19 protein-coding genes, 1 tRNA gene and 1 rRNA gene (1 of these 21 cut by a window edge) are annotated in these 23,551 nt (G+C 41.7%); 6 read left to right on the top strand and 15 right to left on the bottom strand.

The window, feature by feature from the left end; all coding sequences use genetic code 11:
* From CO692_RS12975 to dnaE, 9 genes are all read right to left on the bottom strand, one after another.
* Positions 1-1,203 (bottom strand): 16S ribosomal RNA (locus CO692_RS12975) (it extends 355 nt beyond the left edge of the window).
* 614 nt (positions 1,204-1,817) lie between these two features.
* A complete protein-coding gene (locus tag CO692_RS12970) occupies positions 1,818-3,323 on the bottom strand; it encodes a HAMP domain-containing histidine kinase (RefSeq protein ID WP_034696083.1) in 1,506 nt (501 codons plus the stop codon).
* A 14-nt stretch (positions 3,324-3,337) separates the two neighbouring features.
* On the bottom strand, positions 3,338-4,024 hold the full coding sequence (locus CO692_RS12965; protein WP_005229193.1) for a response regulator transcription factor: 687 nt from the start codon (positions 4,022-4,024) through the stop codon (positions 3,338-3,340).
* 139 nt (positions 4,025-4,163) lie between these two features.
* The gene (gene gndA / locus CO692_RS12960) at positions 4,164-5,585 is read right to left on the bottom strand and encodes an NADP-dependent phosphogluconate dehydrogenase (protein ID WP_005229192.1); all 1,422 of its coding nucleotides are present in this window, start codon (positions 5,583-5,585) and stop codon (positions 4,164-4,166) included.
* A 185-nt stretch (positions 5,586-5,770) separates the two neighbouring features.
* Entirely contained in the window at positions 5,771-5,950 is a 180-nt protein-coding gene (rpmF, locus tag CO692_RS12955; RefSeq protein WP_005229191.1) for a 50S ribosomal protein L32, read from the bottom strand.
* Positions 5,951-6,006: 56 nt separating this feature from the next.
* Positions 6,007-6,567: a YceD family protein gene (locus CO692_RS12950; protein WP_010749661.1), complete on the bottom strand. Its 561-nt coding sequence runs from the start codon at positions 6,565-6,567 to the stop codon at positions 6,007-6,009.
* 195 nt (positions 6,568-6,762) lie between these two features.
* On the bottom strand, positions 6,763-8,547 hold the full coding sequence (gene pyk, locus CO692_RS12945) for a pyruvate kinase (protein ID WP_005229179.1): 1,785 nt from the start codon (positions 8,545-8,547) through the stop codon (positions 6,763-6,765).
* 83 nt (positions 8,548-8,630) lie between these two features.
* Positions 8,631-9,593, bottom strand: coding sequence for a 6-phosphofructokinase (pfkA, locus tag CO692_RS12940; RefSeq protein ID WP_081117192.1), 963 nt, complete (start codon positions 9,591-9,593; stop codon positions 8,631-8,633).
* A gap of 161 nt (positions 9,594-9,754) precedes the next feature.
* Entirely contained in the window at positions 9,755-13,066 is a 3,312-nt protein-coding gene (gene dnaE, locus CO692_RS12935) for a DNA polymerase III subunit alpha (protein WP_096742402.1), read from the bottom strand.
* 147 nt (positions 13,067-13,213) lie between these two features.
* Here dnaE and CO692_RS12930 point away from each other — a divergent pair, with 147 nt between their 5' ends.
* Positions 13,214-13,396, top strand: a complete 183-nt coding sequence (locus tag CO692_RS12930; RefSeq protein WP_008377814.1) for a YjzD family protein — start codon at positions 13,214-13,216, stop codon at positions 13,394-13,396.
* 47 nt (positions 13,397-13,443) lie between these two features.
* Here the strand turns inward: CO692_RS12930 and CO692_RS12925 are convergent, their stop codons facing one another.
* Positions 13,444-14,649 carry a multidrug efflux MFS transporter gene (locus CO692_RS12925; protein WP_005231893.1) on the bottom strand — a complete coding sequence of 402 codons (1,206 nt, stop codon included), beginning with the start codon at positions 14,647-14,649 and terminating at the stop codon, positions 13,444-13,446.
* Between the two features lie 101 nt (positions 14,650-14,750).
* Positions 14,751-16,190, bottom strand: coding sequence for an NCS2 family permease (locus tag CO692_RS12920; RefSeq protein WP_005237180.1), 1,440 nt, complete (start codon positions 16,188-16,190; stop codon positions 14,751-14,753).
* A gap of 261 nt (positions 16,191-16,451) precedes the next feature.
* On the opposite strand from CO692_RS12920, the gene CO692_RS12915 reads away from it, so the two are divergent.
* Positions 16,452-17,255, top strand: coding sequence for a Cof-type HAD-IIB family hydrolase (locus tag CO692_RS12915; protein ID WP_005229159.1), 804 nt, complete (start codon positions 16,452-16,454; stop codon positions 17,253-17,255).
* A 53-nt stretch (positions 17,256-17,308) separates the two neighbouring features.
* On the opposite strand, the gene asnB is transcribed toward CO692_RS12915, so the two are convergent.
* Positions 17,309-19,204, bottom strand: a complete 1,896-nt coding sequence (asnB, locus tag CO692_RS12910) for an asparagine synthase (glutamine-hydrolyzing) (protein WP_096742873.1) — start codon at positions 19,202-19,204, stop codon at positions 17,309-17,311.
* 465 nt (positions 19,205-19,669) lie between these two features.
* On the opposite strand from asnB, the gene CO692_RS17735 reads away from it, so the two are divergent.
* A complete protein-coding gene (locus CO692_RS17735; RefSeq protein ID WP_005229155.1) occupies positions 19,670-19,819 on the top strand; it encodes a hypothetical protein in 150 nt (49 codons plus the stop codon).
* Positions 19,820-19,878: 59 nt separating this feature from the next.
* Here the strand turns inward: CO692_RS17735 and CO692_RS12905 are convergent, their stop codons facing one another.
* Positions 19,879-20,067, bottom strand: coding sequence for a hypothetical protein (locus tag CO692_RS12905; RefSeq protein WP_096742401.1), 189 nt, complete (start codon positions 20,065-20,067; stop codon positions 19,879-19,881).
* A 229-nt stretch (positions 20,068-20,296) separates the two neighbouring features.
* Here CO692_RS12905 and CO692_RS12900 point away from each other — a divergent pair, with 229 nt between their 5' ends.
* Positions 20,297-20,956, top strand: a complete 660-nt coding sequence (locus tag CO692_RS12900; RefSeq protein ID WP_096742400.1) for an Ltp family lipoprotein — start codon at positions 20,297-20,299, stop codon at positions 20,954-20,956.
* Positions 20,957-21,159: 203 nt separating this feature from the next.
* Here CO692_RS12900 and CO692_RS12895 read toward each other — a convergent pair.
* A tRNA-Ser gene (locus tag CO692_RS12895) sits at positions 21,160-21,247 on the bottom strand.
* 84 nt (positions 21,248-21,331) lie between these two features.
* Positions 21,332-21,898: a TetR/AcrR family transcriptional regulator gene (locus CO692_RS12890; protein WP_005237185.1), complete on the bottom strand. Its 567-nt coding sequence runs from the start codon at positions 21,896-21,898 to the stop codon at positions 21,332-21,334.
* Positions 21,899-22,176: 278 nt separating this feature from the next.
* Here CO692_RS12890 and CO692_RS12885 point away from each other — a divergent pair, with 278 nt between their 5' ends.
* A complete protein-coding gene (locus CO692_RS12885) occupies positions 22,177-22,935 on the top strand; it encodes a threonine/serine exporter family protein (RefSeq protein WP_077454202.1) in 759 nt (252 codons plus the stop codon).
* The gene (locus CO692_RS12880; protein WP_077454203.1) at positions 22,932-23,402 is read left to right on the top strand and encodes a threonine/serine exporter family protein; all 471 of its coding nucleotides are present in this window, start codon (positions 22,932-22,934) and stop codon (positions 23,400-23,402) included. The genes CO692_RS12885 and CO692_RS12880 overlap by 4 nt, the downstream gene beginning before the upstream one ends.
* Positions 23,403-23,551: the final 149 nt, after the last annotated feature.

The raw sequence follows: 23,551 nt of genomic DNA, 5'->3' as shown, positions 1-23,551 counted from the left end.
CCCCACCTTCCTCCGGTTTGTCACCGGCAGTCTCGCTAGAGTGCCCAACTAAATGATGGCAACTAACAATAAGGGTTGCGCTCGTTGCGGGACTTAACCCAACATCTCACGACACGAGCTGACGACAACCATGCACCACCTGTCACTTTGCCCCCGAAGGGGAAGCTCTATCTCTAGAGTGGTCAAAGGATGTCAAGACCTGGTAAGGTTCTTCGCGTTGCTTCGAATTAAACCACATGCTCCACCGCTTGTGCGGGCCCCCGTCAATTCCTTTGAGTTTCAACCTTGCGGTCGTACTCCCCAGGCGGAGTGCTTAATGCGTTTGCTGCAGCACTGAAGGGCGGAAACCCTCCAACACTTAGCACTCATCGTTTACGGCGTGGACTACCAGGGTATCTAATCCTGTTCGCTCCCCACGCTTTCGAGCCTCAGCGTCAGTTACAGACCAGAGAGCCGCCTTCGCCACTGGTGTTCCTCCATATATCTACGCATTTCACCGCTACACATGGAATTCCACTCTCCTCTTCTGCACTCAAGTCTCCCAGTTTCCAATGACCCTCCCCGGTTGAGCCGGGGGCTTTCACATCAGACTTAAGAAACCGCCTGCGCTCGCTTTACGCCCAATAAATCCGGACAACGCTTGCCACCTACGTATTACCGCGGCTGCTGGCACGTAGTTAGCCGTGGCTTTCTGGTTAGATACCGTCAAGGGATGAACATTTTACTCTCATCCTTGTTCTTCTCTAACAACAGAGTTTTACGATCCGAAAACCTTCTTCACTCACGCGGCGTTGCTCGGTCAGACTTTCGTCCATTGCCGAAGATTCCCTACTGCTGCCTCCCGTAGGAGTCTGGGCCGTGTCTCAGTCCCAGTGTGGCCGATCACCCTCTCAGGTCGGCTATGCATCGTTGCCTTGGTGAGCCGTTACCTCACCAACTAGCTAATGCACCGCGGGTCCATCCATCAGTGACGCAAAGCGCCTTTCAACTTTCTTCCATGCGGAAAATAGTGTTATACGGTATTAGCACCTGTTTCCAAGTGTTATCCCCTTCTGATGGGCAGGTTACCCACGTGTTACTCACCCGTTCGCCACTCTTTTTCTTTCGGTGGAGCAAGCTCCGGTGAAAGAAAAAGCGTTCGACTTGCATGTATTAGGCACGCCGCCAGCGTTCGTCCTGAGCCAGGATCAAACTCTCATAATGATTTGTTTGAATGACCATACGGTCATTAAGCTCATAAAAATTAACTTTGCTAGCTATTGCTTGCATGTATTTGTTTCAATAAATTGAAACGTCCTACACATTGGTTCGTTTGCTTGCTTTGTTCAGTTTTCAAAGGTCTACCGTGCTGTGTTAGCAACTTTTATATCATATCAGAGCGACGTTTGATTGTCAACTCTTTTTTAAAAGTTTTTTTCAAGAAGTTGTTATTTAACTTCTTTCTTAACCTCAGCGACTTTTTTATATTACCATCTCAAACGTTATATGTCAAACACTTTTTTGAAAAGTTTTTTTGATTTATCAGGTTTTTCAGAGATGATATTTTTTCGACTTTGTTATAATAACACTTGTAAATTGTTTCGTCAACAACTATTTTAAAAATAGATCAATCAGTGATTGTTACAAATATCTTAACAAGGACAAGTAATAATATAGCAATTCTTAAAGGAAAAATCAACTAAAAAAATAGGCTTTTTGACAACTATTTTTATAAGCGAATTATTCATTGTCAAACGATTCGAACGTTCGTTTATAAGAAGTATTTTGCGGCTAAATCTATCATTAATGGATAAAAAAAGAGAACTTAAGCTTTTCGCCTAACGTTCTCTTTTCGTCCGATCTTCTGATTGAACGATCGGTATATAGATTCGAAAGATCGTTCCTTGACCGATGACACTCTCTGCTGAAATTTTTCCTTTATAGCTTTCCAATAACTGTTTCGCAATAGATAGCCCTAGCCCGTTTCCGCCTTTGGTTCTAGCACGGGCTTTATCTACCCGATAGAAACGATTAAAGATCTTGTCGAGGTCTTCTTTGGAGATTCCCTCACCAAAGTCTTGAATGGCAATTTCAAAGGATTGCCGATCCAACGAAATGGATAGATGAACTTCTTTTCGATCAGTGGAATATTTCACTGCGTTATCCAAAACAATAATAATGATCTGTTCAAAATGATTGCGATAGATTTTCAGCTTCAACTCATGGTATAAGTCATCATCCAATGTAAAAACAAAATCCGGATACAGTATTTTAAAGTTATTGAAGACTTGATAGACAACTTCTTTTGCATTGGTTGTTTCATTTGCATAATGAACATCCACTTGTTCCGCTCTTGAGAGATCCAACATTTCCTGTACTAGCGTCTTCATCCGACTGATCTCTTGCATACTGGCTGCCAGAGACTCATCCAAAATCTCTGGATCGTCTTTTCCCCAACGCTGCAACAGATTCATATGTCCTTCAATGATCGCCACAGGCGTTCGCAACTCATGAGAAACGTCTTCGACGAATCGCTCTTGCTGTTCAATGTATAGGCGCATGCGATCCAGCATTTCGTTAAAGATATCTGCTAAATCAGACAGTTCATCATTCGTATTTAATTCTGGCATATGCACCGTTGACTGTGGGTTTTTCCGAACAGTTTCCATCGTATCTCGCAAAACCTTTAACGGCTGAAGGAAATACGCTGATAAAAAGAACCCAAGCACACTACTAAGAATCAGAGAAACGACTTCTAAGATAATCAAAGTCAGCAGCAGTTTGCTGCGTATTTCGTAAAAAGAAGTCAATTCATAAAATGTTTGTGCATAGCCAATCCGCTCTCTGGTGCCTTTTGAATAGATGGGTTGGATCGAGAGAAAGCCTGTGATACCATCCAGCGTTACGATGGTTGGCGCTTTGCGCTGCGTGTCGATCAGTGCTAAATCATTTTCATGTGTTTTAAACACAAGATCCTCATTCAAATTATAAACAAACAAGCTCAACGGCGCTTGCCCTAATTCCGAAATAAAGGAATCGATTTTCATTAAGTTGCCATCGATCGTTGAAGTGCGATCATAAATGCTCGTCGTCCCCGCATCATTTTTGGTTAAATTACGATATGTTCGAACCAATGTTAGTTCTTGATCCGAATTGGCTAAACGAGAAGCAACCTCTGACATCGTCCGCTCCACATTGTTTTCTTCTTTAGCGACGATCAAATTCACCGATGTTTTATAGGTGATCACAGCAAAGATCGTAAATACGACGAATATAAAGAAAGAACTTGCGAAGGCCCACTTTACAGTTAAAGAAGGCCCCTTCAGTTCTTTTAATTTTTTCATTCTTTTTTTAAGGTTCACGACCGCATCACATAACCTGTACCACGAACGGTTTGGATATAGCTTTCCTCCCCTGGCACATCAATTTTATTTCGTAAGTAGCGGATGTAAACATCGACAACGTTGGTTTCAACTTCTGTCTCATAGCCCCATACTTTGTTTAATAAAACATCTCTGGCTAAAACGACATTGACGTTTTCCATTAAAGTCAACAATAGCTCATATTCGCGTTTTGTTAGTTCAATGACATCTGTTCCACGTCGAACGACACGGTTTTCTTTTTCAATCGTTAGATCACGGTAAGTGATCGTGGTTTGTTTTGCGACGTTTTTGTCCCCTTCGATATCGATACGGCGAAGCAACGCACGTAAGCGTGCCAGCAATTCTTCAATTGCAAAAGGCTTCACAATATAATCATCAGCACCATGATCCAAACCTGATACTCGATCAATCACAGAATCTCTCGCGGTCATCATGATGATCGGGGTGTTCTTCGATTGACGCACACGTCGGCAAACTTCTAACCCATTTAGCTCTGGAAGCATTAGATCCAATAAGATTGCATCCCATTCATTATTCAGCGCAGCATCCAGTCCCGTCCGTCCGTTGTAATGAACTTCGGTATTATACCCTTCATGCTTCAATTCTAATTCCACAAATCGAGCTAAGTTCTTTTCATCTTCAATGATTAGAATATTACTCATTATTGATAGCCCCTTTATTGATTATTCTGCCTTTAAAATAGACATTATCTGTCTTATTTTATCATGTATCTAAAAAATAAAAAAGAGATTGACCGAAAGTTCTCACTTTCGGCCTTTCTCTTTTGGATTCTCTTAAAGCTTACGCTTCGTCATACCATGAATAATGGAAAATTCCCTCTTTATCTGTCCGTTCATACGTATGCGCGCCGAAGTAATCCCGTTGTGCTTGGATCAAGTTCGCTGGCAAACGATCAGAACGATACGAATCAAAGTACGCGATCGCAGAGGAGAACGTCGGCACAGGGACACCCGCTTGGACAGCTAGCGCAACTACTTCACGTACAGAAGATTGATAGCGTTTCGTGATGTCTTTGAAGTAATCATCTAATAATAAGTTTTCGATGTCAGCATTCTTGTCATAAGCATCCGTGATTTTTTGTAAAAATTGCGCACGGATGATACAGCCTGCACGCCAAATTTTGGCAATCTCACCAAAAGGAAGATCCCAATCGTACTCTTTTGATGCTGTACGTAATTGCGCGAAACCTTGTGCATAGCTCATGATTTTACTGAAGTATAAGGCTTCACGGATCTTATTGATAAATTCTTCTTTGTTCCCTTCAAAAGCAACCGCTTCTGGTTTCGGTAATACTTTGCTGGCATTGACCCGTTCTTCTTTGTAAGCTGAGATATAGCGAGCAAAAACAGATTCAGTGATCAATGGTAATGGAACACCTAGGTCTAAGGCACTTTGGCTCGTCCATTTCCCAGTTCCTTTATTGCCTGCAGCATCTAAGATCACATCAACGATCGGTTTGCCTGTTCCTTGATCGTCTTTACGTGTCAAGATATCCGCTGTGATCTCAATTAGGTAGCTATCCAATTCACCTTTGTTCCATTCGGCAAAGATATCAGCCATTTCATCAACAGATAGACCTAAAATGTTTTGCATCAAGTCATAAGACTCCGCAATCAGCTGCATGTCGCCATACTCGATCCCATTATGAACCATTTTTACGTAATGGCCTGCACCATTTGGTCCAATATAAGTTACACAAGGTGTACCATCTTCAGCTTTTGCTGAAATTTGTTCCAAGATCGGTGCAACCAATTCATATGCTTCTTTTTGACCACCAGGCATGATTGAAGGACCTTTCAAGGCGCCTTCTTCCCCACCAGAAACACCCGTACCGATAAAGTTGATTCCTGAGTTTGCCAACTCTTCGTTACGACGAACGGTATCTTTAAAGAAGGTATTTCCGCCATCGATCAAAATATCGCCTTTGTCTAAATGAGGCAATAGTTCTTGGATCGTAGCATCCGTCGCAAATCCTGCTTTTACCATTAATAAAATACGACGTGGTTTTTCAATTGATTGGACAAATTCTTCTATCGTATAAGTTGCTTTAAAATTTTTATCTGGATGTTCTTTTACTACTTCTTCTGTCTTTGAACCAGTACGGTTAAATAAGGCAACTGAATAACCGCGGCTTTCGATGTTCAACGCTAAGTTTTTGCCCATAACAGCCATACCGACAACGCCGATTTGTTGTTTTGTCATCTTTCATCCTCCTAAGATTCAATTATCTTTTTCATTATAGCGCAAATGTACCTGCTTTTGAACTATTCTCTTTCGATGGACAAAAAATATTTCTGAAAAGTTCCATCTTTTCCAAAAAAAACAAAAAAACCTCAGGCTCCATGGTTAGCCTAAGGTTTTAGAATCCTCTTTCTGAAAAAAAGGAATTATGCTTCTTTTGTTGCTACGTCTTTGCCATCGTAATGACCACAGTTAGAGCAGACATGGTGGCTTTTTTTCATTTCACCACAGTTTGCACATTCGTTCAAACCGTTGATTGTCAATTTGTAATGTGTACGACGTTTTGCTTTCTTCGCTTTCGAAGTTTTTCTAGCTGGTACTGCCATTTTGCTACACCTCCTTGTTAATGAACGCAACCTTGAGGCTGCAATTTATTCCAATCCTACGCGTTATCGTCATCTGATTCATTGAATAATTCGGATAATTTTGCAAGACGAGGATCAACTTGTTGAGCTTGCGCTTCTTTTTGATTTGCAAAGTCTTCTTCTGACAAAACAGCCCAATCGTTGCCAGATGGCATTGCTGAACCTTGTTTTTCTTCTTCTGTCAGGACTTGCAAAGGAATCGCAAGTAATAGGTTATCAGCGACCGATTCATCTAAGCTGATGGTTTGACCTTCAATGATCAAAACTTCTTCTTCAACGATCGTTTCGTCGCGACGCTGAAATTGCTCTGGTGTCATGAATTGTTCATCCACTGAAAAATCAAAAGGAATCGCTACGGGTGTCAAAGAACGAGTAGATGGCAATGTCATCGTCGTTTCCACTTGATAGTGCAGCAAGTATCCTTGCTTATCAACACTCATCAGCCCTTTTACTTTTACAGGAGACAAATCAATGATCTGTCCATCGCGTTTTATCAGTTGACTTTTTAGGTCAAGTGTTTCTTCAAACATCAGCGGTGTCTCTTGGTATTTTTTTAATTCCAATAAAGACCATTTCATTTTTATCACCCCTAAGCAACAAAAGCAATTATACAGGGCTTCTGAGGCTTTGTCAATGAAATTTTCTTGACACCTTTTTCATTTTTGATCGTGTCATTTTAATGCCTTTTCTCAAGGGATTTCGACACTCTCAAAAAAACAACAGGAAGCGCACAACGTGCACTTGCCTGTTGCTTGATCAATCGTTAAAAATCATTAGATCGCTGTTGTTTCTCCACGATAAACGATACCGCGACGAGAATCAAGAGTAACCAATTCGCCATCTTTGATGGTTGTTGTTGCGTCTTTGGCACCAACGATCACTGGTAGATCTTTCGCGATTCCGACAACTGCTGCATGAGAAGTCAAGCCGCCATCTTCAACAACTAAAGCTGCTGCTTTTTCGATTGCTGGCATATATTCTTTATCTGTTGTTGGTACAACTAAAATCATGCCATCTTTTGCTTTCGCAATTGCTTCTTCGGCACTGTGAGCGATCACGGCATTGGCAACAACTGATTTTTCACCAATTCCTTGCGCTTCAAGCAATTTTGATCCAATCAATTGGATCTTCATTACGTTGGTTGTTCCGCGTTCACCAACAGGAACACCGGCAGTGATCAAGATTAGATCGCCTTCTTTAGCAAAGCCTAAATCAACTGCTTGTTTTGCTGCTAATTCAAACATTTCATCAGTTGTTGATGGTTTTTCAGCAACGGTTGGGTACACACCCCAGTTAAGCATCAAGCCGCGTTTTGTGCGTTCGTCAAATGTAACAGCTAAAATGTCAGCATCTGGACGATATTTAGAGATCATTTTTGCAGTGTAGCCAGATTCAGTGGCAGCAACGATTGTTTTAACCCCTAAGTTTTTCGCTGCACGAGCAACAGATAAACCAATTGTTTCCGTTACATCTGTTTTATCAAATTGGTTGATTTGGAAAGTGCTGTTTTCTGATAAAGCTTTTTCTGCTTCCACGTCGATACGTGCCATTGTTGCTACTGCTTCAACAGGGTAGTCACCGTTTGCTGACTCACCAGAAAGCATTGTTGCATCAGTACCGTCAAAGACAGCATTGGCAACGTCAGAAGCTTCTGCACGAGTTGGACGTGGGTTTTGTTGCATTGATTCTAACATTTGTGTTGCTGTGATAACTGATTTACCAGCAGCGTTACATTTTTTGATGATGCTCTTTTGAACCATTGGTACTTCTTCAGCAGGGATCTCAACACCCATGTCACCACGGGCAACCATGATACCATCAGAAACTTTGATGATTTCATCGATATTATCGATACCTTCTTGTGATTCGATTTTAGAGAAGATTTGCACATGAGTCATGTCTTTTTCTTCTAAAATTTCACGAATTTCTAAAACGTCTTGCGCTTTACGTACAAATGAAGCGGCAATGAAGTCGATATCGTTATCAAGACCAAAACGGATATCTTCTGCATCTTTTTCAGTAATACCAGGTAAGCTGATTGATACGCCAGGAGCATTGACCCCTTTACGTGATCCTAACATTCCAGCATTTTTAACGACAACCACTAATTCACGGGTTGCTTCGTCTTTTTCTTTGATTTCCATGTCGATCAAGCCATCATCAAACAAGATGTGTCCGCCCACATGAACATCTTCAAATAAACCAGGATAAGTTACAGCAATTTTTTCCTTTGTTCCTTTGTGTTCTGGATCCATTGAAATACGTGTTTCATCGCCAACGTTGAATTGGATGTATCCAGCACGACCAAAGTCTGCTTCTGTCGTATTTTGTACAGTTGTACGGATTTCAGCACCTTTTGTATCTAAAAGGATACCGACATCTTTACCAGTTTTCTTTACGGCTTCACGAACCATTGTCATACGCGCTAATTGTTCTTCATGATCTCCATGAGAGAAGTTAAAGCGGAAGACATTCGCACCGGCTTCAATCAGTTGAGAAATAATTTCCACACTGTTACTTGCTGGTCCTAATGTACTTACGATCTTTGTTTTTTTCATTACTAAACGCTCCTATTCATTTATTTAAAATAGCTAATAAGCTTTTTTTACAAAATTACTGTTGCGTTGCTTTAAAAATCTCTTTAGAATGAGATTTCTTTGTTCAAGTTATACAAGCTAAGATCTGGTTTGTGACGATTGTTTTCAAGGGTATCGATGATATCAGAAGCAATCATTTCATTGTTTTCGATACCGATACATAGACCGCCTTTGCCTTGTTGCAATAATTCAACGGCATATGAACCAAATTTACTTGCTAACACACGGTCACGAGCGCTTGGTGAACCACCCCGGACAACGTGTCCTAGAATGGATACACGGGTATGGAAATCGCCGTATTCAGAAAGTTTGTCAGCAAATTCATTTCCGCCCATCACACCTTCGGCTAAAACGATCAAGCAATGTTTTTTCCCGCGGTCGCGTCCTTCACGGATACGATCAGCAACAACTTGCATGTCAAAATCATGTTCTGGGATGATGATTTCATCCGCACCCCCGGCCACACCTGACCATAAAGCGATATCGCCAGCACCACGACCCATTACTTCGATCACGAATGTGCGGACATGGGATGTCGCTGTATCACGGATCCGGTCAATCGATTCCAAGACAGTATTGATCGCTGTATCAAAACCAATCGTGAAATCTGTTCCTGGAATGTCATTATCGATCGTTCCTGGAATCCCGATCGCTGGGAAACCGTGGCGAGTAAGTGCCATCGCACCATGGTAAGATCCATCTCCACCAATCACGACTAGTCCTTCGATACCAAATTTCTTTAATTGTTCGATTCCTTTTAATTGTCCTTCTTGTGTCGCAAATTCTGGATAACGTGCTGAATATAAGAATGTTCCACCACGTTGAATTTTGTCACCAACATCAGCAACATCTAAGCGACGAATGTCGCCTGCGACTAGTCCGGCATAGCCATAGTTGATTCCGTATACTTCAAGTCCGTCAAAAATACCCTTTCTGACAACTGCGCGAATCGCTGCGTTCATTCCTGGTGCATCGCCGCCACTGGTTAGAATTCCAATGCGTTTCATTATTCTTTCACCTCATCAAAAGATTTTGTTTAGGGAAGCCCCTGTTTGCTAGTTTTCAAGTAATAACCACGAGACATATTCTACCATTATTCCATGAAAATGTCTTGAAATAGTGGGAAAAAGTTGAAAAAAGTGTAAGTTGAATTACCGTTTTCGGAAAATTACTTGAAAATTACATTTCCATTTCCTAATAATGCGATCAGTTGTTTGACAAAGTTCGGCTCATCCGTTACCCAGTTTTCTTCTGCCAATAACACTTTTTTGCCACTGCTTTCATAGAACATCACCACTGGAATATTTCCGTGATGCTGCTTCATTTCCTTCGACAATGCTTGCAGGTGCGACGTTTCAGCTTCAGCAGAAATCTTTAAGTAACAAGTTTGTGACGCAATTTTATTTTGAACGTTTTCTGCTAAGTCTATTTTATCAGCAATGAGTTGGATTTCACCATTGTAACGACTTACCTCGACCTTTCCTTCGATATAAAGAACAGCATTTTCTTCAATCAAGGAACGTACTTGTCGATAAACGATGGGAAAAATCGTTACTGACACTTCTTTGCTGGCATCTGTTCCTTCAACAAACGCCATTTGTTCGCCCTTTTTCGTTCGAATCTCTCGAATCTTGCGCACATATAAAAGGATACGCACCCGTTCATTCGGAACCAGATCGGCAATATCAGTGATTTGTTTTAATTGGTGCAATTTTTGAAACTGTTCCACGGGATGGCCAGACAAATAAACACCTAAGTATTCTTCTTCCAAAGCCAGTTTTTCTTCTAGTTTGTAATCGGCAACGGCTTCTTCTTTTAATGCCATAGTTTCTAAGAGATCCAAACTCCCACCACTATAAGTAATGTTTTGGATCTTTCCTTCTAGCTGGATCAGTGCTTGTTTTCGATTGGGGGCGATCCCATCGAATACGCCGATGCTCAAAAGCGGCAATAAATAATCCAATTTTAACCATTTGCTGTTACGCTGATTCAAGCGAAGCAAAAATTGATCCATAGACGTGAAATTACCATGCTCTTTTCTTTCTGCCAAAATGTCTTGGATCATGTCGCGTCGGATTCCTTTGATACTGCTGAAACCAAAACGAATTTGTTTTTCATTTTGCAGTTGAAAACTAAACCCACTGGCATTGATCGAAGGCGGCAGTACTTCTACGCCATAACGTGCGGCTTCATTTAAATATTCTTTCATTTTGCTGGCGGTGTTGCGTACCGAGTGTAGGATCGAAGCAAAAAATGGTGCGGGATAGTGTACCTTCAGATAGGCCATTTGAAAGCCGATAAAGGAATAGGCAAACGCATGGGATCGATTAAACCCGTAATTGGCGAACCGCTCGATATAGTCATAGACCAAATTGGCGGTCTTTTCATCGTACTGATTGGCTAAGGCGCCTTGCACAAAATGACGACGTTCCTCATCCAAGACGTCTTTTTTCTTTTTACTGATTGCTCGACGCAAAATATCTGCTTGTCCTAAGCTGAAACCAGCCATTTTGGAAGCTACCTGCATGATCTGCTCTTGGTAGACAATGATTCCGTAAGTGTTTTGCAAAATCGGAATCAAGCTGTCATCTGGATAAGAGACACGCTCTTGTCCTTTTTTCCGCTTAATAAAGGTATCGATATTTTGCATCGGTCCTGGACGATACAAGGCATTGACTGCGGCAATATCCTCGATGCTTTCTGGTCCTAACTTACGCAGCACATTGCGTATCCCCGCTGATTCAAATTGGAAGATCCCTGCGGTCTCGCCTTTTTGAAACAAGCGCAATGTTGCTGTATCATCAAGAGGAATCTCCTTTTGGGTAACGATTTGTTGGCTGATTCGTTTAATGCCTTTCAAGGTATTATCAATGATCGATAAGTTTCTCAAGCCTAAAAAGTCCATCTTCAATAGGCCGATGGCTTCTACGTCATTCATGGTGAATTGGGTCAGCCAGATCCCATCGCTGCCTTCTTGTAAGGGAACCAGATCAAGCAAATTCTTGTCACTGATCACCACACCAGCGGCATGAGTCGATACGTGACGTGGCAAGCCTTCTAAAATTTTGGCGACTTGAAACATTACGTGGTTTCGCTCATTAAACGACACCAATTCTCGCAGCTGATTGGATTGTTCATAAGCAAGATCTAAGGTCATTTTCAAGGCATTGGGGATGGCTTTTGACCAGCGATTGGCTTCACTTTGCGAAAGACCAAAGACACGAGAAACATCTCGCAGAACCATTTTGGCCGCCATGGTGCCAAACGTCGCAATCTGTGCCATATATTCTTGCCCGTATTTTTGGCGCACATACTGTAAAATCTCGTCTCTGCGATTGTCAGGAATGTCTAAATCAATATCAGGCATCGTGTAACGTTCTGGATTCAAGAATCGTTCAAACAAAAGATCGTATTTGATTGGATCCACGTCGGTGATCGATAAAACATATGCCACCAGTGCGCCAGCAGCCGATCCCCGTCCAGCGCCGGTAACGATCTCTTGTTGGTGGGCAAAGTCCATGACGTCCCAAATAATCAAGAAATAGTCATCAAAGCCCATCTTATGGATGACAGACAACTCATAATCCAAACGCTGTTCGTACGCCGATGTAACGTGGGCAACACGCTGAGGCAGACGCTCAAAACAAATTTTCCGCAAATAGTCCGCAGCGCTTTCTTCGGCTGGTAGCGGGTAATGAGGCAACAGCCGCTGATGCAGCGGCAGCTCGACGGCGCATTCAGCTGCAATCCGCTGATTATTCATCAATGCCTGCGACCATTCTTCAAATGCCGCGGTCAGTTGGTCTGCTGGTTGTAGAAAAAGCTGCGCAGCCCCTTGCTCTTTAGCCTGACGAAAGTCTTCAATTTGCGAGCCCTCTTTGATATGCGTCATCACTTTGACTGCAAAGGCTTCTTCTTGTGCTAAAGCCGCGATTGGTTGATAGGCACATGGTGCAATGTTTTGCTCGTTAAACCAAGCGATCGTTTCTGGATCTAGCCCCTTGCTAGTAATACCTAAAAACAAGCTCTCAGAATCAAATTTATGGCTGATTGCTCGCAGTGCTTCTTGATTGGCTTCTAGATCATCGTGCTGAGAAGGCAGAAACCCCTCGCCTTCAGGCAGCAAACCAAAGAGGTCCTGCAAAGAATCACAAGCAGCCAAATTCAACTGCTCGGTGATCATTCTTTCACTTGATAAACGCATCAAGGTTTGATAGCCCTTGAGGTTTTTTGCAAATACGTACAACGGAAAGGACATTGATCCCTCTCCGAAGGTACAGTCGAACAAAGCGCCAAAAATCGGCTTGATGCCCTGTGCTAGGCATTGCTGATAAAACTCGACCGCGCCATAGAGAACATTATGATCGGTCAGACCCAACGTCTGATAGCCCATCTTTTTGGCTTGCTCTATATAGTGAGGAATTTTGATCGTACTTTGCAGCAACGAATAGGCGCTTAAGGTGGTGAGCTGTGAATACATTGAAATCCCTCCAAAAATGAAAATTCTCTTTCTTTCTGCTAGTAATTAGATTTGAAAAACAAAATGAAAAAGTGAGAATCTTTACAATAAATATTTTTGTGATAAACTAAAGTCGAAATGGAAGATACGCAGAAAAGAGGTGTCGTCATGCGTTACTTAGTCACTTTATTTTGGACTTTTGTATTAGGTCAAGTCGTTGGCTATCTAGGCAGCTCACTTGCTGGAGCAACTTATGATTTTCAATTAACTTCAATCATCTCTTTGGTCACAGGTGTGGTGATCATTCTTGTTGGTATTATCGCACCAGCGCCTGAAAAGACAAGCCATTAAAAAAAAACCAGTTACCCTTATTGTAACTGGTTTTTTTTTCTTTTCAACTATTCACTGATGTCCGTTTTACGCAAGCTTTTACGGAAATTAAATCCTGAGATAAAAATATTGATCAGTACAAACCCGCTAGTTACCCAAAAGACGGCGGGATAACCAAAGCCAGCTGCCACCGTTGAGCCGACCATCGGACCTAACACTTGTCCAAAGTTAGAGAACATTTGGTTGTAGCTGTAGATGCGGCTGACCCCTTCCATCGGGGTGATCTTGCTGATCAGTGTGTTGATCGACGGCATCAACGCACCCGTCGAAAAACCAAGCAAGAAGCGCAGCACGCCCAACTGAAACGGTGTGGAGACAAAGCCCATCGGAATGAAACAGAAAAATGACAGCAATAAACCGCCTAACAATACCTTGTGATTGCCGTAACGATCACCGATTTTGCCTAAAAATGGTGAAGAGATGATTGCCGAAACACCCGCAACAGAGACGATCAATCCGCTGACAAACAAAATATTGCCACTATTCCCGCTTAAATCACGAATATATAACGTGAGGATCGGGCTGATACTCGTTACACCTAGCTGTAAAATCAGTGACGTAATAAACAAACCGACAAGCAGCTGCATATTTTTGATTTGACCAAAAATTTCTTTGATGGACAGCAAATCGCCCTTTTCAACCGGCTCAAAATCTTCTTGAACGAGAAAAATCGTAAGCAAGAGCGTAATTAGCAGCACAACACCAGTAATGATAAAAACATTTTTCATACCGAACCATTGCGCCAACGCCCCACCCATGGAAGGACCGATCAAATTACCTGCGATGGCTCCTGTAGCCAATGTCCCAAGCGCCCAACCGCTTTTTTCTCGAGGCGCCTGCGAAGCAATCAATGCAGTCGCATTGGGAATATACCCCGATAAAATTCCAGTAAAGAATCGCATGATCAACAACCAATAGACATTCGGTACAAAAGCCAAAGACCCCATCGTCACTGTCATCCCCGCAGCCGCGCGAATCATCATTAAACGACGACCTTTTTGATCTGCTAGATTTCCCCATACTGGAGCAATGATAGCCGCCGCAAACGCCGTTACTGAGATTGCTAATCCAGAAAACAACTCAATTTGACTCTCTGGAGCGCCTAACTCTTCTATATATAAGGGAATGAATGGCATGACAAGACTAAAACTGGCACCCGTAAAAAAACAACCTACCCATGAAATCAGTAGATTTCGTTTCCAATCAATCTTCATTTACAAACCTTCTTTCACAAATACTATACCGTATCGTGAGTAATAATCAAATAAAAAAATCTTTCTGCAGGTAACATACAGAAAGATTTTCTTCATTAAACTTAACTGATCAAAGCCAAAATGACAAAGTTTAGGATAAACAACGCATTGACTACCCAGATGATCGGAGACACTTCGTTGGCTTTTCCTTTCACTACTTTCACTAATGCGTAGAAAATGAAACCAACAGCGATCCCGTTGGAAATACTGTAAGACAAGCCCATAAAAATAGACGCGAAGAAAGCGGGAACTGCTTCTTCTAGATCGGTCCACTTGATGTCTGCAAACGAAGCCATCATCATTACCCCAACTAAGATCAACGCTGGTGCTGTCGCTTGTGCGGGAACGATTGAGATCAGTGGAGAAAAGATACTGCTGATTGCAAAGAGTGCTGCCACTACAACAGAAGTCAAGCCCGTGCGTCCACCAGCACCAATACCAGCTGCTGATTCCACATAAGTCGTTGTATTTGAGGTCCCTACGATGGCACCTACAGAAGTGGCTACGGCATCTGCAAAAAGGGCTTTATCCATCTTCGTGTTCAACCCGTTACTGTTTTCAACCGCTTCTTCATCTTTTTTCGAAAAGATCCCTGTACGACGTCCAGTCCCGATAAAGGTACCGATCGTATCAAAGACATCTGATAAGCTAAACGCTAAAATCGTCATGATTACTTGAGGGATTTTGGCAGAGTCACTGAATAGTGAGCCCATTCCTTCAGAGCCAAACGCAGCGCCAAATGTGATGCCTAGTTCGCTGATGGAACTTCCTAATGAATTCCCGTGCCAATCAATGGCACTTAAATCCACCACACCCATCAAAATACCGATGATCGTCGTTCCTAAAATACCAAAAATAATTGCCCCACGAACATTTTTCACCACTAATAAAGTAGTCACTACTAAACCAATCACTGCTAACAAAACAGGTGCATTATTGAAATTCGCCAAAGCTGGGACGATCCCCCCATTAAAATTGGCACTCACGATCGTCTCACCGTCGACAACTGAACCAGTCACTGCGGCAGTGTCTGCACTGAAGTTTAGCAAGTTGGCATTTTTGATCCCTACATAAGCCACAAAGATCCCGATCCCGCCGCCAATTGCATGCTGCATGCTTTCTGGAATCGCATGGATGATCATTTTTCTGATACGAGTGACCGTGATAAAAATGTTGATCAAGCCGCAGATGAAAACCATCGCTAATGCTTGCTGCCACGTATACCCCAAACCAAAAACGACGGTAAAGGTGAAGAATGCATTAAGTCCCATTCCAGGTGCTTGCGCGTAAGGCACATTTGCAAATAAGCCCATGATCAGGGTACCAATCACTGAAGCGATGATCGTTGCTAAGAAAACAGCTTGAAACGGCATGCCTGCAGCAGATAAAATCGTCGGATTCACAAACAAAATATAACTCATCGCGAAGAAGGTGGTGACCCCAGCCATCACTTCTGTGGAAACCGTCGTTTTATTCTCCTTTAATTTGAAAAACTTTTCCATGTTATGTTTCACTCCTGAACTTTAATCGTTTCTATGAAAAGAAAAAATGAATAATTGCGCTTTTCATCGAACAATTACAAATTATAAGGGAATAATTTTCGCTTTTCAAACCTTTTTCCGAATAAAACGAACCAAAAACGTTTAATGTTCGTGTTTTGCTTTGTAACTATTATGAAAACTTATCGAAAACTTACTTGTATTGTGAAATGACAGAAATATGTTACACTTAAGCCACTACCATAAGAGAATGGAGCGAGTCTTTTGAAACCAAAAATCATCGCCATTGATTTAGATGGCACAACCTTAAATACTGAATCCCAACTTTCCCCTCGCACACGTGAGGTACTGGTTCGCGCCACCAAAGCGGGACACTTTGTTACCATCGCTACAGGAAGACCTTTTCGTATGAGCGATCAGTTCTATAAAGAATTGGCGCTCACAACACCAATGGTCAATTTTAACGGCGGGTTGGTCCATAAACCTCGACAAGTCTGGGCAAATGAAATGGAGCACTCGATCTCTCGAGAAATTGCGTTTGAGCTCATGGCGCAAAAAGAGCAGTTGGGGCTGACGTTTGTGGCAGCAGAAAATCGCGAAACCTTTTTCATTGATGACCTAAGTGGATTTGATCAACACTTTTTCTTTTCGGGCAATGCTTCCGAAAAAAATCTATTAGCAAATTTAAAAACGGACCCCACTTCATTACTGGTGAAAACCGAAAATGAATTAGCAGAATCTGTTTCTTTACGTATCAAGGATCAATTCGACGATGCGGTCGATGTTCGAACATGGGGCGGACCTCAAGCTATCTTAGAGATCGTACCAAAAGGGGTCCATAAAGCACTTGGTCTTTCGGTGATCGCGGATTCTTTGTCTTTGGATCGACAAGATATCATCGCTTTTGGTGATGAACACAACGATTTGGAGATGCTAGATTATGCGGGCTGGGGCGTTGCCATGGCGAATGGCACGCAACAATTAAAATCGATCGCCAATGATGTTACCGACAAAACCAATGCGGAAGATGGCATGGTCGATTACTTGGAAAAATATTTAGGTCTATAAAAAAAGCCGATGCGGGATGTCCGCATCAGCTTTTTTTTGCTGCCATATTCAAATCAAAGTGTTTCATAAACGATTTCTTTGGCTTCTGGAATCGATTCATCAATAAAGAATACTTTGTACCAGGTCAAGAACGTAAAGATCGTCCAGATTTTTCGCTGAAGATTCGGTTTTCCTTGGCGATGGTCTTCAAGCATTTGTAAAATGGCTGTTTGATCGAAGAAGGTTGCCGCAAAGTCTGACTCAAAAAGGCTCTTGACTGCTTCATACCCTGTTCCTTCTTTCAGCCATGCCTTGATAGGTACAGGAAAGCCGAGTTTTTCACGGTTTGCCCACTCTTTTGGCAAATGACGGTTTGACGCTTGTCGAAACACATCTTTGGTGTTGTTTTGATTGATCAAATATTTCGTCGGGATTGTTTGCGACAGCTTTTGCATCTCAATATCCAATAAAGGAACGCGTAATTCCAAGGAACTCGCCATGGACATTTTGTCTGCTTTTAACAAGATATCCTTTGGCATCCACTGATGAAGATCCAAATACTGCATCTTATTGACCTCGTCTTTGAGACCATTGACTTTCTCGTAATGAGGCGCAACGATTTCAGCAACAGAGGGTCCTTTTTGATACGTTGGTTTTAAAAGCTGCAGTGCTTCCTCTTCTTCAAAGACCAGTGCTTGCCCGATAAAGAAGTCTTGGGCAGGTGCCGTTGCTTCATAAAGATGGATTCGACCATGGAAGTTTTTCATTTTGCCGATTTGACGTCCCAAACGAAAGCGGATGTTTTGTGGCAATTTTTTCAACCCTTGGGCAAAAACGCGCACCGCTTTAGAGTTTGTGTGGAAGCCATAAGCAGCATAACCGGCAAATAATTCATCTGCCCCTTCCCCAGATTGAACGACTCGCACTTGCTGTGCTGCCAGATTGGCTAAAAAGTACAAAGGGACACAGCTTGGGTTAGAATCTGGTTCGTCCAAGTGATACTGAATCAGCGGAAATGCCTCGAAGGACATTTCACCATCGATGACCGCTGCTGTGTTGTTCAAACCGAGTTTTTCCGTCAATTTGCGGGCTTCGATCGCTTCGTTATAGGTTTTGTCATCGAATCCGATTGAAAACGAGCGATCTGGTCGCAAGACCGAGGCCACATAACTTGAATCGACACCACTGGATAAAAATGAGCCGACTTCAACATCACTGATTTGATGAGCGGCAATCGATTCTTGGACTGCTTGATCGATTTTGTCGACCCATTCTTCTCTTGAATGATTTTCTTTCACTGAAAAATCTGCATCCCAATACTGCTTGATCGTCAATCCTTGTTCATTAAACAAATAATAATGCCCTTCTTGCAAACGATGAACGCCTTTAAAGAAGGTTTCTCCGTTCAAAGGCGAGTATTGGAAGGTCAAATAAGGTTTCAACGCCTCTTGGTTCAACTCTTTCTTGAAATCTGGATGAGGCAAAAAACTCTTGATTTCAGAACCAAACAGGAAACTGCCGTTCATTTGCGCATAGTAATACGGTTTGATGCCAAAGTGATCCCGCGCGCCGAAAAGCTCTTGTTTTTGAGTATCCCAGATGGCAAACGCAAACATTCCCCGCAGGCGCTGCAAGACATCAATGCCCCACTCTTCATAGCCATGTAAGACTACTTCGGTATCCGCATGGGTAGAAAAGACATGGCCCGCTTGGATCAATTCTTCCCGCAACACTTGAAAGTTATAGATTTCCCCATTAAAAATAATGACTTTTGTTCGATCCTCATTAAAAATTGGTTGTGAGCCACCTTCTAAGTCGATGATCGATAAACGACGAAACCCTAATGCCACTCGGTCGTCGGTAAATTTCCCTGAACTGTTTGGTCCGCGATGAACGATCCGGTCCATCATGCGTTCAATAATGATTTCTTTTTGGTCTTTTGAATTGACAAAGCCGACAATTCCGCACATATTTTCACATCCGTTTTCATAATCCATTTTCATTTTTCTAAAGTAAATCATACCATAGAATTCAAGAGATACGATCTCTTTTTCAAAAAAATACAATCAATATATTTTTGCACAAAACACAACTTGAAGATAAACCTTATGATATCAAGGTTTCCAATCATCTCATACTCTCAATCTTACAAATTTGTTATCTAAGAAAATAGCTATCCTCAAAATTCTTAAGAAATTTTTTATGAATTCTCTTTTTCTGAAAATATACAAAGATACTTTTCCCGAATTTACTGACTCTAGCAAACTTCTTTTGCTTCCATTCTCAGCATTGATTTCCTGAAAATAATCAGTCAGATTTGTTCGTTTGATAGTTTTATTGGACTATTGTGAAAAAAAGTGTTATTCTAACTATGGAATTTCGTTATCAACTAACCGTTGCCTTTCAATGACAAGTTTTAAGAAAGGAGAATGACTATGACATTCTATAACACAGATCTACAATATCGTGTAACTCTGGATACCAAATTGAATTTATTTATCGTTTTCGATAAAAAAGATGCGAATCATTTTGCGACTGGAATTACGATCGAGCAAGCTGTACAAGAATTGAAAAAAACTGCATAAGGAGTTCATCCAAATGAAGGATACCGATTCGTACTGAAAGCACCTCGCTAAGGAAAAAATTAGCTAGGTGCTTTCTTGTTTTTTGGCTCGCTTTTGTCTTTTTTAGTATCCGTTTCTTGCTTTTGACCGCTTTGCTGTTCATCCAGCAGTAAGATTTCATCAACAAATCCTTGCGTAATAAATTTGCTCAATCCCTGTGCCGCAATTTTTGTGTAACGCATAAAGTAATCTTTTTCTTCAAAATCCATCTTCTTCCCTCCTACTGATACAACTGTACTTTCATTTCGTTTACTAGCAATTTCACCAGTAATTCTTGAGCGTCACTTCTTTGATACATATGAATGATCCATTAATAGCATACACGTTACAGTTGTCAAATCATGCTTTTTCTCTACTTATGAAAAGACGAATCTGACTTCAGACCACCTCCATAGTATGATTAGTTTTTAGGAACTATTTATCTTAGGAGTGATATTTATGGCTACGCTTTTTGCCATCTCGTTTTTGCTTGGCGTGTTCTGTTTCATTTTTGGCATTATCTTATTTTATATTGGTCTTGTAAAACAAAATGCAAAACGAGATCGAAATGTTTTGATCATTGTCGCTTCCGCTTTTATTGCCTTGTTTTCTTATGGTGGCTTGTCCATCTATCAGGAGGTGACGTCTTTCGATAGCATCACTGCGCAAGTAAGCCTTTCTTTACGTAACGAATCAAAGAAAAATGAATCCTTTGGCGATGCCGCTGCTTCAAAGGAAAAACCACAAGGAGAACAAACAGCTGGCAAGAAAGAAGCAAGTAGCGCGCAACAAGAAGAACCCGCGAATAACGAGCAACATACACCTCAGCTTTCCCGGGAACAAAGAAATGCACTGAATCGTGCAGAAAGATACTTATCCAGCAGCGCGTTTTCTCAGTCGAGCGTGAAACGCCAACTACTCTATGAAGACTTTTCTGAGAGCGCCGCAGACTTTGCCGTAGCCACCGTGAATGCCGATTGGAATGAGCAAGCATTGAAAAAAGCGCTTCGCTACTCGCAAAATTTATCCTTATCAGATGAGCGTGTGAGGAACCAACTTTCCTATGAAGGCTTTACTTCTGAACAAATTGAATACGCCTTAACACGTTTGCCCGATTGATTCTTTTCGTTTGTTGTAGAGGACCACAAGCAAAAAGGGGTTCAGCGAATTAGTGTATTTCTGTTGATTTCCCGATTGAGTGTAAACTGAGGTTTTTTCAGATGGTTATCGATCAAGCTCGGCAGTCAATTATCTTCTCTGCCCATAACAAACAAAAAAGCCTATCTCGAAAGATAGGCTAAACGCTCTAAAGCGTTGGTATAAGGAGAGTACAGGATTTGAACCTGCGCGCCGGGATGAACCGGGTCGGCGGATTTCGAGTCCGCTGCATTACCACTCTGCCAACTCTCCATAACAGTTATTTTCGCTAGTTTCACAAAAAATGTCAAGAAAAATCTGCATCCAAAATAGAAATGGATACAGATTTTTTATTCTTTAATCGAAAATATAGTTTTCTTTCTTTTCGATTACGCCTTCGATCGTCTCGTTGATGATTTTGATGATTTGGTCATCGGTGGGTGTGATGATACCCGCCGACATTAAGGAAGCCAAACCAGTCACAACGATCCATGCGCCATTATGTAGTGCATTTATCGCATCTTCGGATAGATCTGCATATTTTTCTTCTGATTTGATCAAGGATTTGAAATAGGTGGATGAAAAATCATGCATCAATTTCCCACCGCCATAATCATCGATAAAAAGGGCGATGTAGAGATTGTGCTGCTCTTGCGCGAAGCGTATATAATTCAGGCCTAAATCAACAAGTTTGTCTCCTGTTCGAACAACTGGAAAAACATTTTCCGATAAATCTTTGAAAACAGCCTCTACCAAAGTATTTTTTAAGTCCTGCATATTTTCGAACTCAAGATAAATTGGTTGAGTAGAAATTCCCATGTGCTTAGCGATATTCCGTGCCGTAAAGTTGCCAAAACCTTCTCTATTGATCAGTTCATAAGCGGCCTTCAAAATGTGTTCTCTTGTATAGACCTTCCTTCGCATCAATAAATCCCCCTTTTTTTATTTATTTAATTGTAACCGAGTTATTCATTTTTTTAAAATAAAACACTCCATCCGTTATCTTATTTCTATTCACTTTGTTCATTAAACATGAATCTTTACGAATAAAGAGAAGTGCCTCTCCTTTCACTTATCACAAAAAATCCTGCGTATAGGTTGCTAGTTATTTTTCAAATCTACTTTTCTTTCTTGTTGAAAACTCGCTGAAATTGTACACTAAGATTGTAGTGCGCAAATTCGATTGAAAAAGGGGTTTGGAAATGGCTGAATCAAAAGAGCTATTATTGGAGACCTGCTTATTAGCAGGAAAAATCATGATGGAAAACGGCTCGGAAGTCTATCGAGTAGAAGATACAATGAATCGAATTGCAGCCAACGCTGGGGAGCAAGGTAGTATTAGTTATGTAACAGCAACTGGTCTTTTTATGGGTTTGCGCAGCAGTCACTATGCGCAAGTAGAAAATGTCCATGATCGAGTCATCAATCTCGAAAAAATCGTTGCCGTTAACGGACTCTCTCGTGCTTATGCAGAAAAGAAAATTTCTTTAGCGGAACTGCACGAGGCATTAAAAAAGGTCAATCCGACAACACCAAGTTTCCCCTACTGGCTGCAGGTCCTTAGTGCTGGTGTAGTCAGCAGTACCTTAATGATTATTTTTGGCGGTGCTTGGTTTGACTTTCTACCGACCTTCATTATTGGCTGTCTGGGATTTTTATGCGCGTATTGGGTCAAGAAAGTGATCGATATCCGCTTTTTGGATATGTTTTGCGCCTCTTTACTAATCGGTACTTTGTCTGTCTTAGCGGTCTCCCTTCATGTCGCACAAAACGTCGATAATTTGATTATCGGTGCCGTCATGCCCTTAGTTCCTGGTGTAGCGATCACCAATTCCTTTCGCGATATCTTGGCGGGCCATCTCATCAGCGGAACCGCCCGAGGTACTGAAGCCATTTTCACAGCTGCCGCGATCGGTGTCGGCATCGCCACGGTCTTCACCTTATTTGGAGGGATCTCATGACGATTTTTATTCACCTTTCCTTCAGCTTTTTAAGCACCGTGACCTTTGGCATTTTGACTAATATTCCTAAAAGAGCTTTGGTTGCCACAGGCATTGCCGGAACCGTTGGCTGGATGATCTATTGGTCATTAAAAACGATTGGCTATGGTTTAGGTAGCGCCAACTTTTTAGCCGCATTTGCTGTCGGTTGCGTCAGCATCTTTTTTTCCCGCAGAAAAAAAATGCCTATGATCATTTTTAACATTCCTAGTCTCGTTCCCCTCGTACCGGGTGGACCTGCCTATAAAGCCGTTCGAGAATTTGCTTTAGGAGACAACTTTGTCGGCTTTGAAAATCTGATGATCGTGGTTATCACTGCTGGGGCGATCGCCGGAGGCTTCATGATGACGAGTGTGGTTGAAAAGATCGTCAATCGTTGGCAAGTGAAGCGCACAAAAAAACGTCACCCAGATAAAAAAGCCTCCTAAAACTAATGGCGTGCCGAAACTATAAATTTTTCTTATTTCAGACTTTGGTACAATGTTTTCTTTGCGGACTTCTCTTATAATAAAGGCATACCTTACAAAACTGTTTGACGTTTGTCATTTGTTTTACTGGATTTTTCTGGTCTCACCCC

The sequence above is a fragment of the Enterococcus sp. FDAARGOS_375 genome (genome assembly GCF_002393265.1).
Lineage (GTDB): Bacteria > Bacillota > Bacilli > Lactobacillales > Enterococcaceae > Enterococcus_D > Enterococcus_D innesii.
This window is presented reverse-complemented; position numbering and strand designations above follow the sequence as displayed.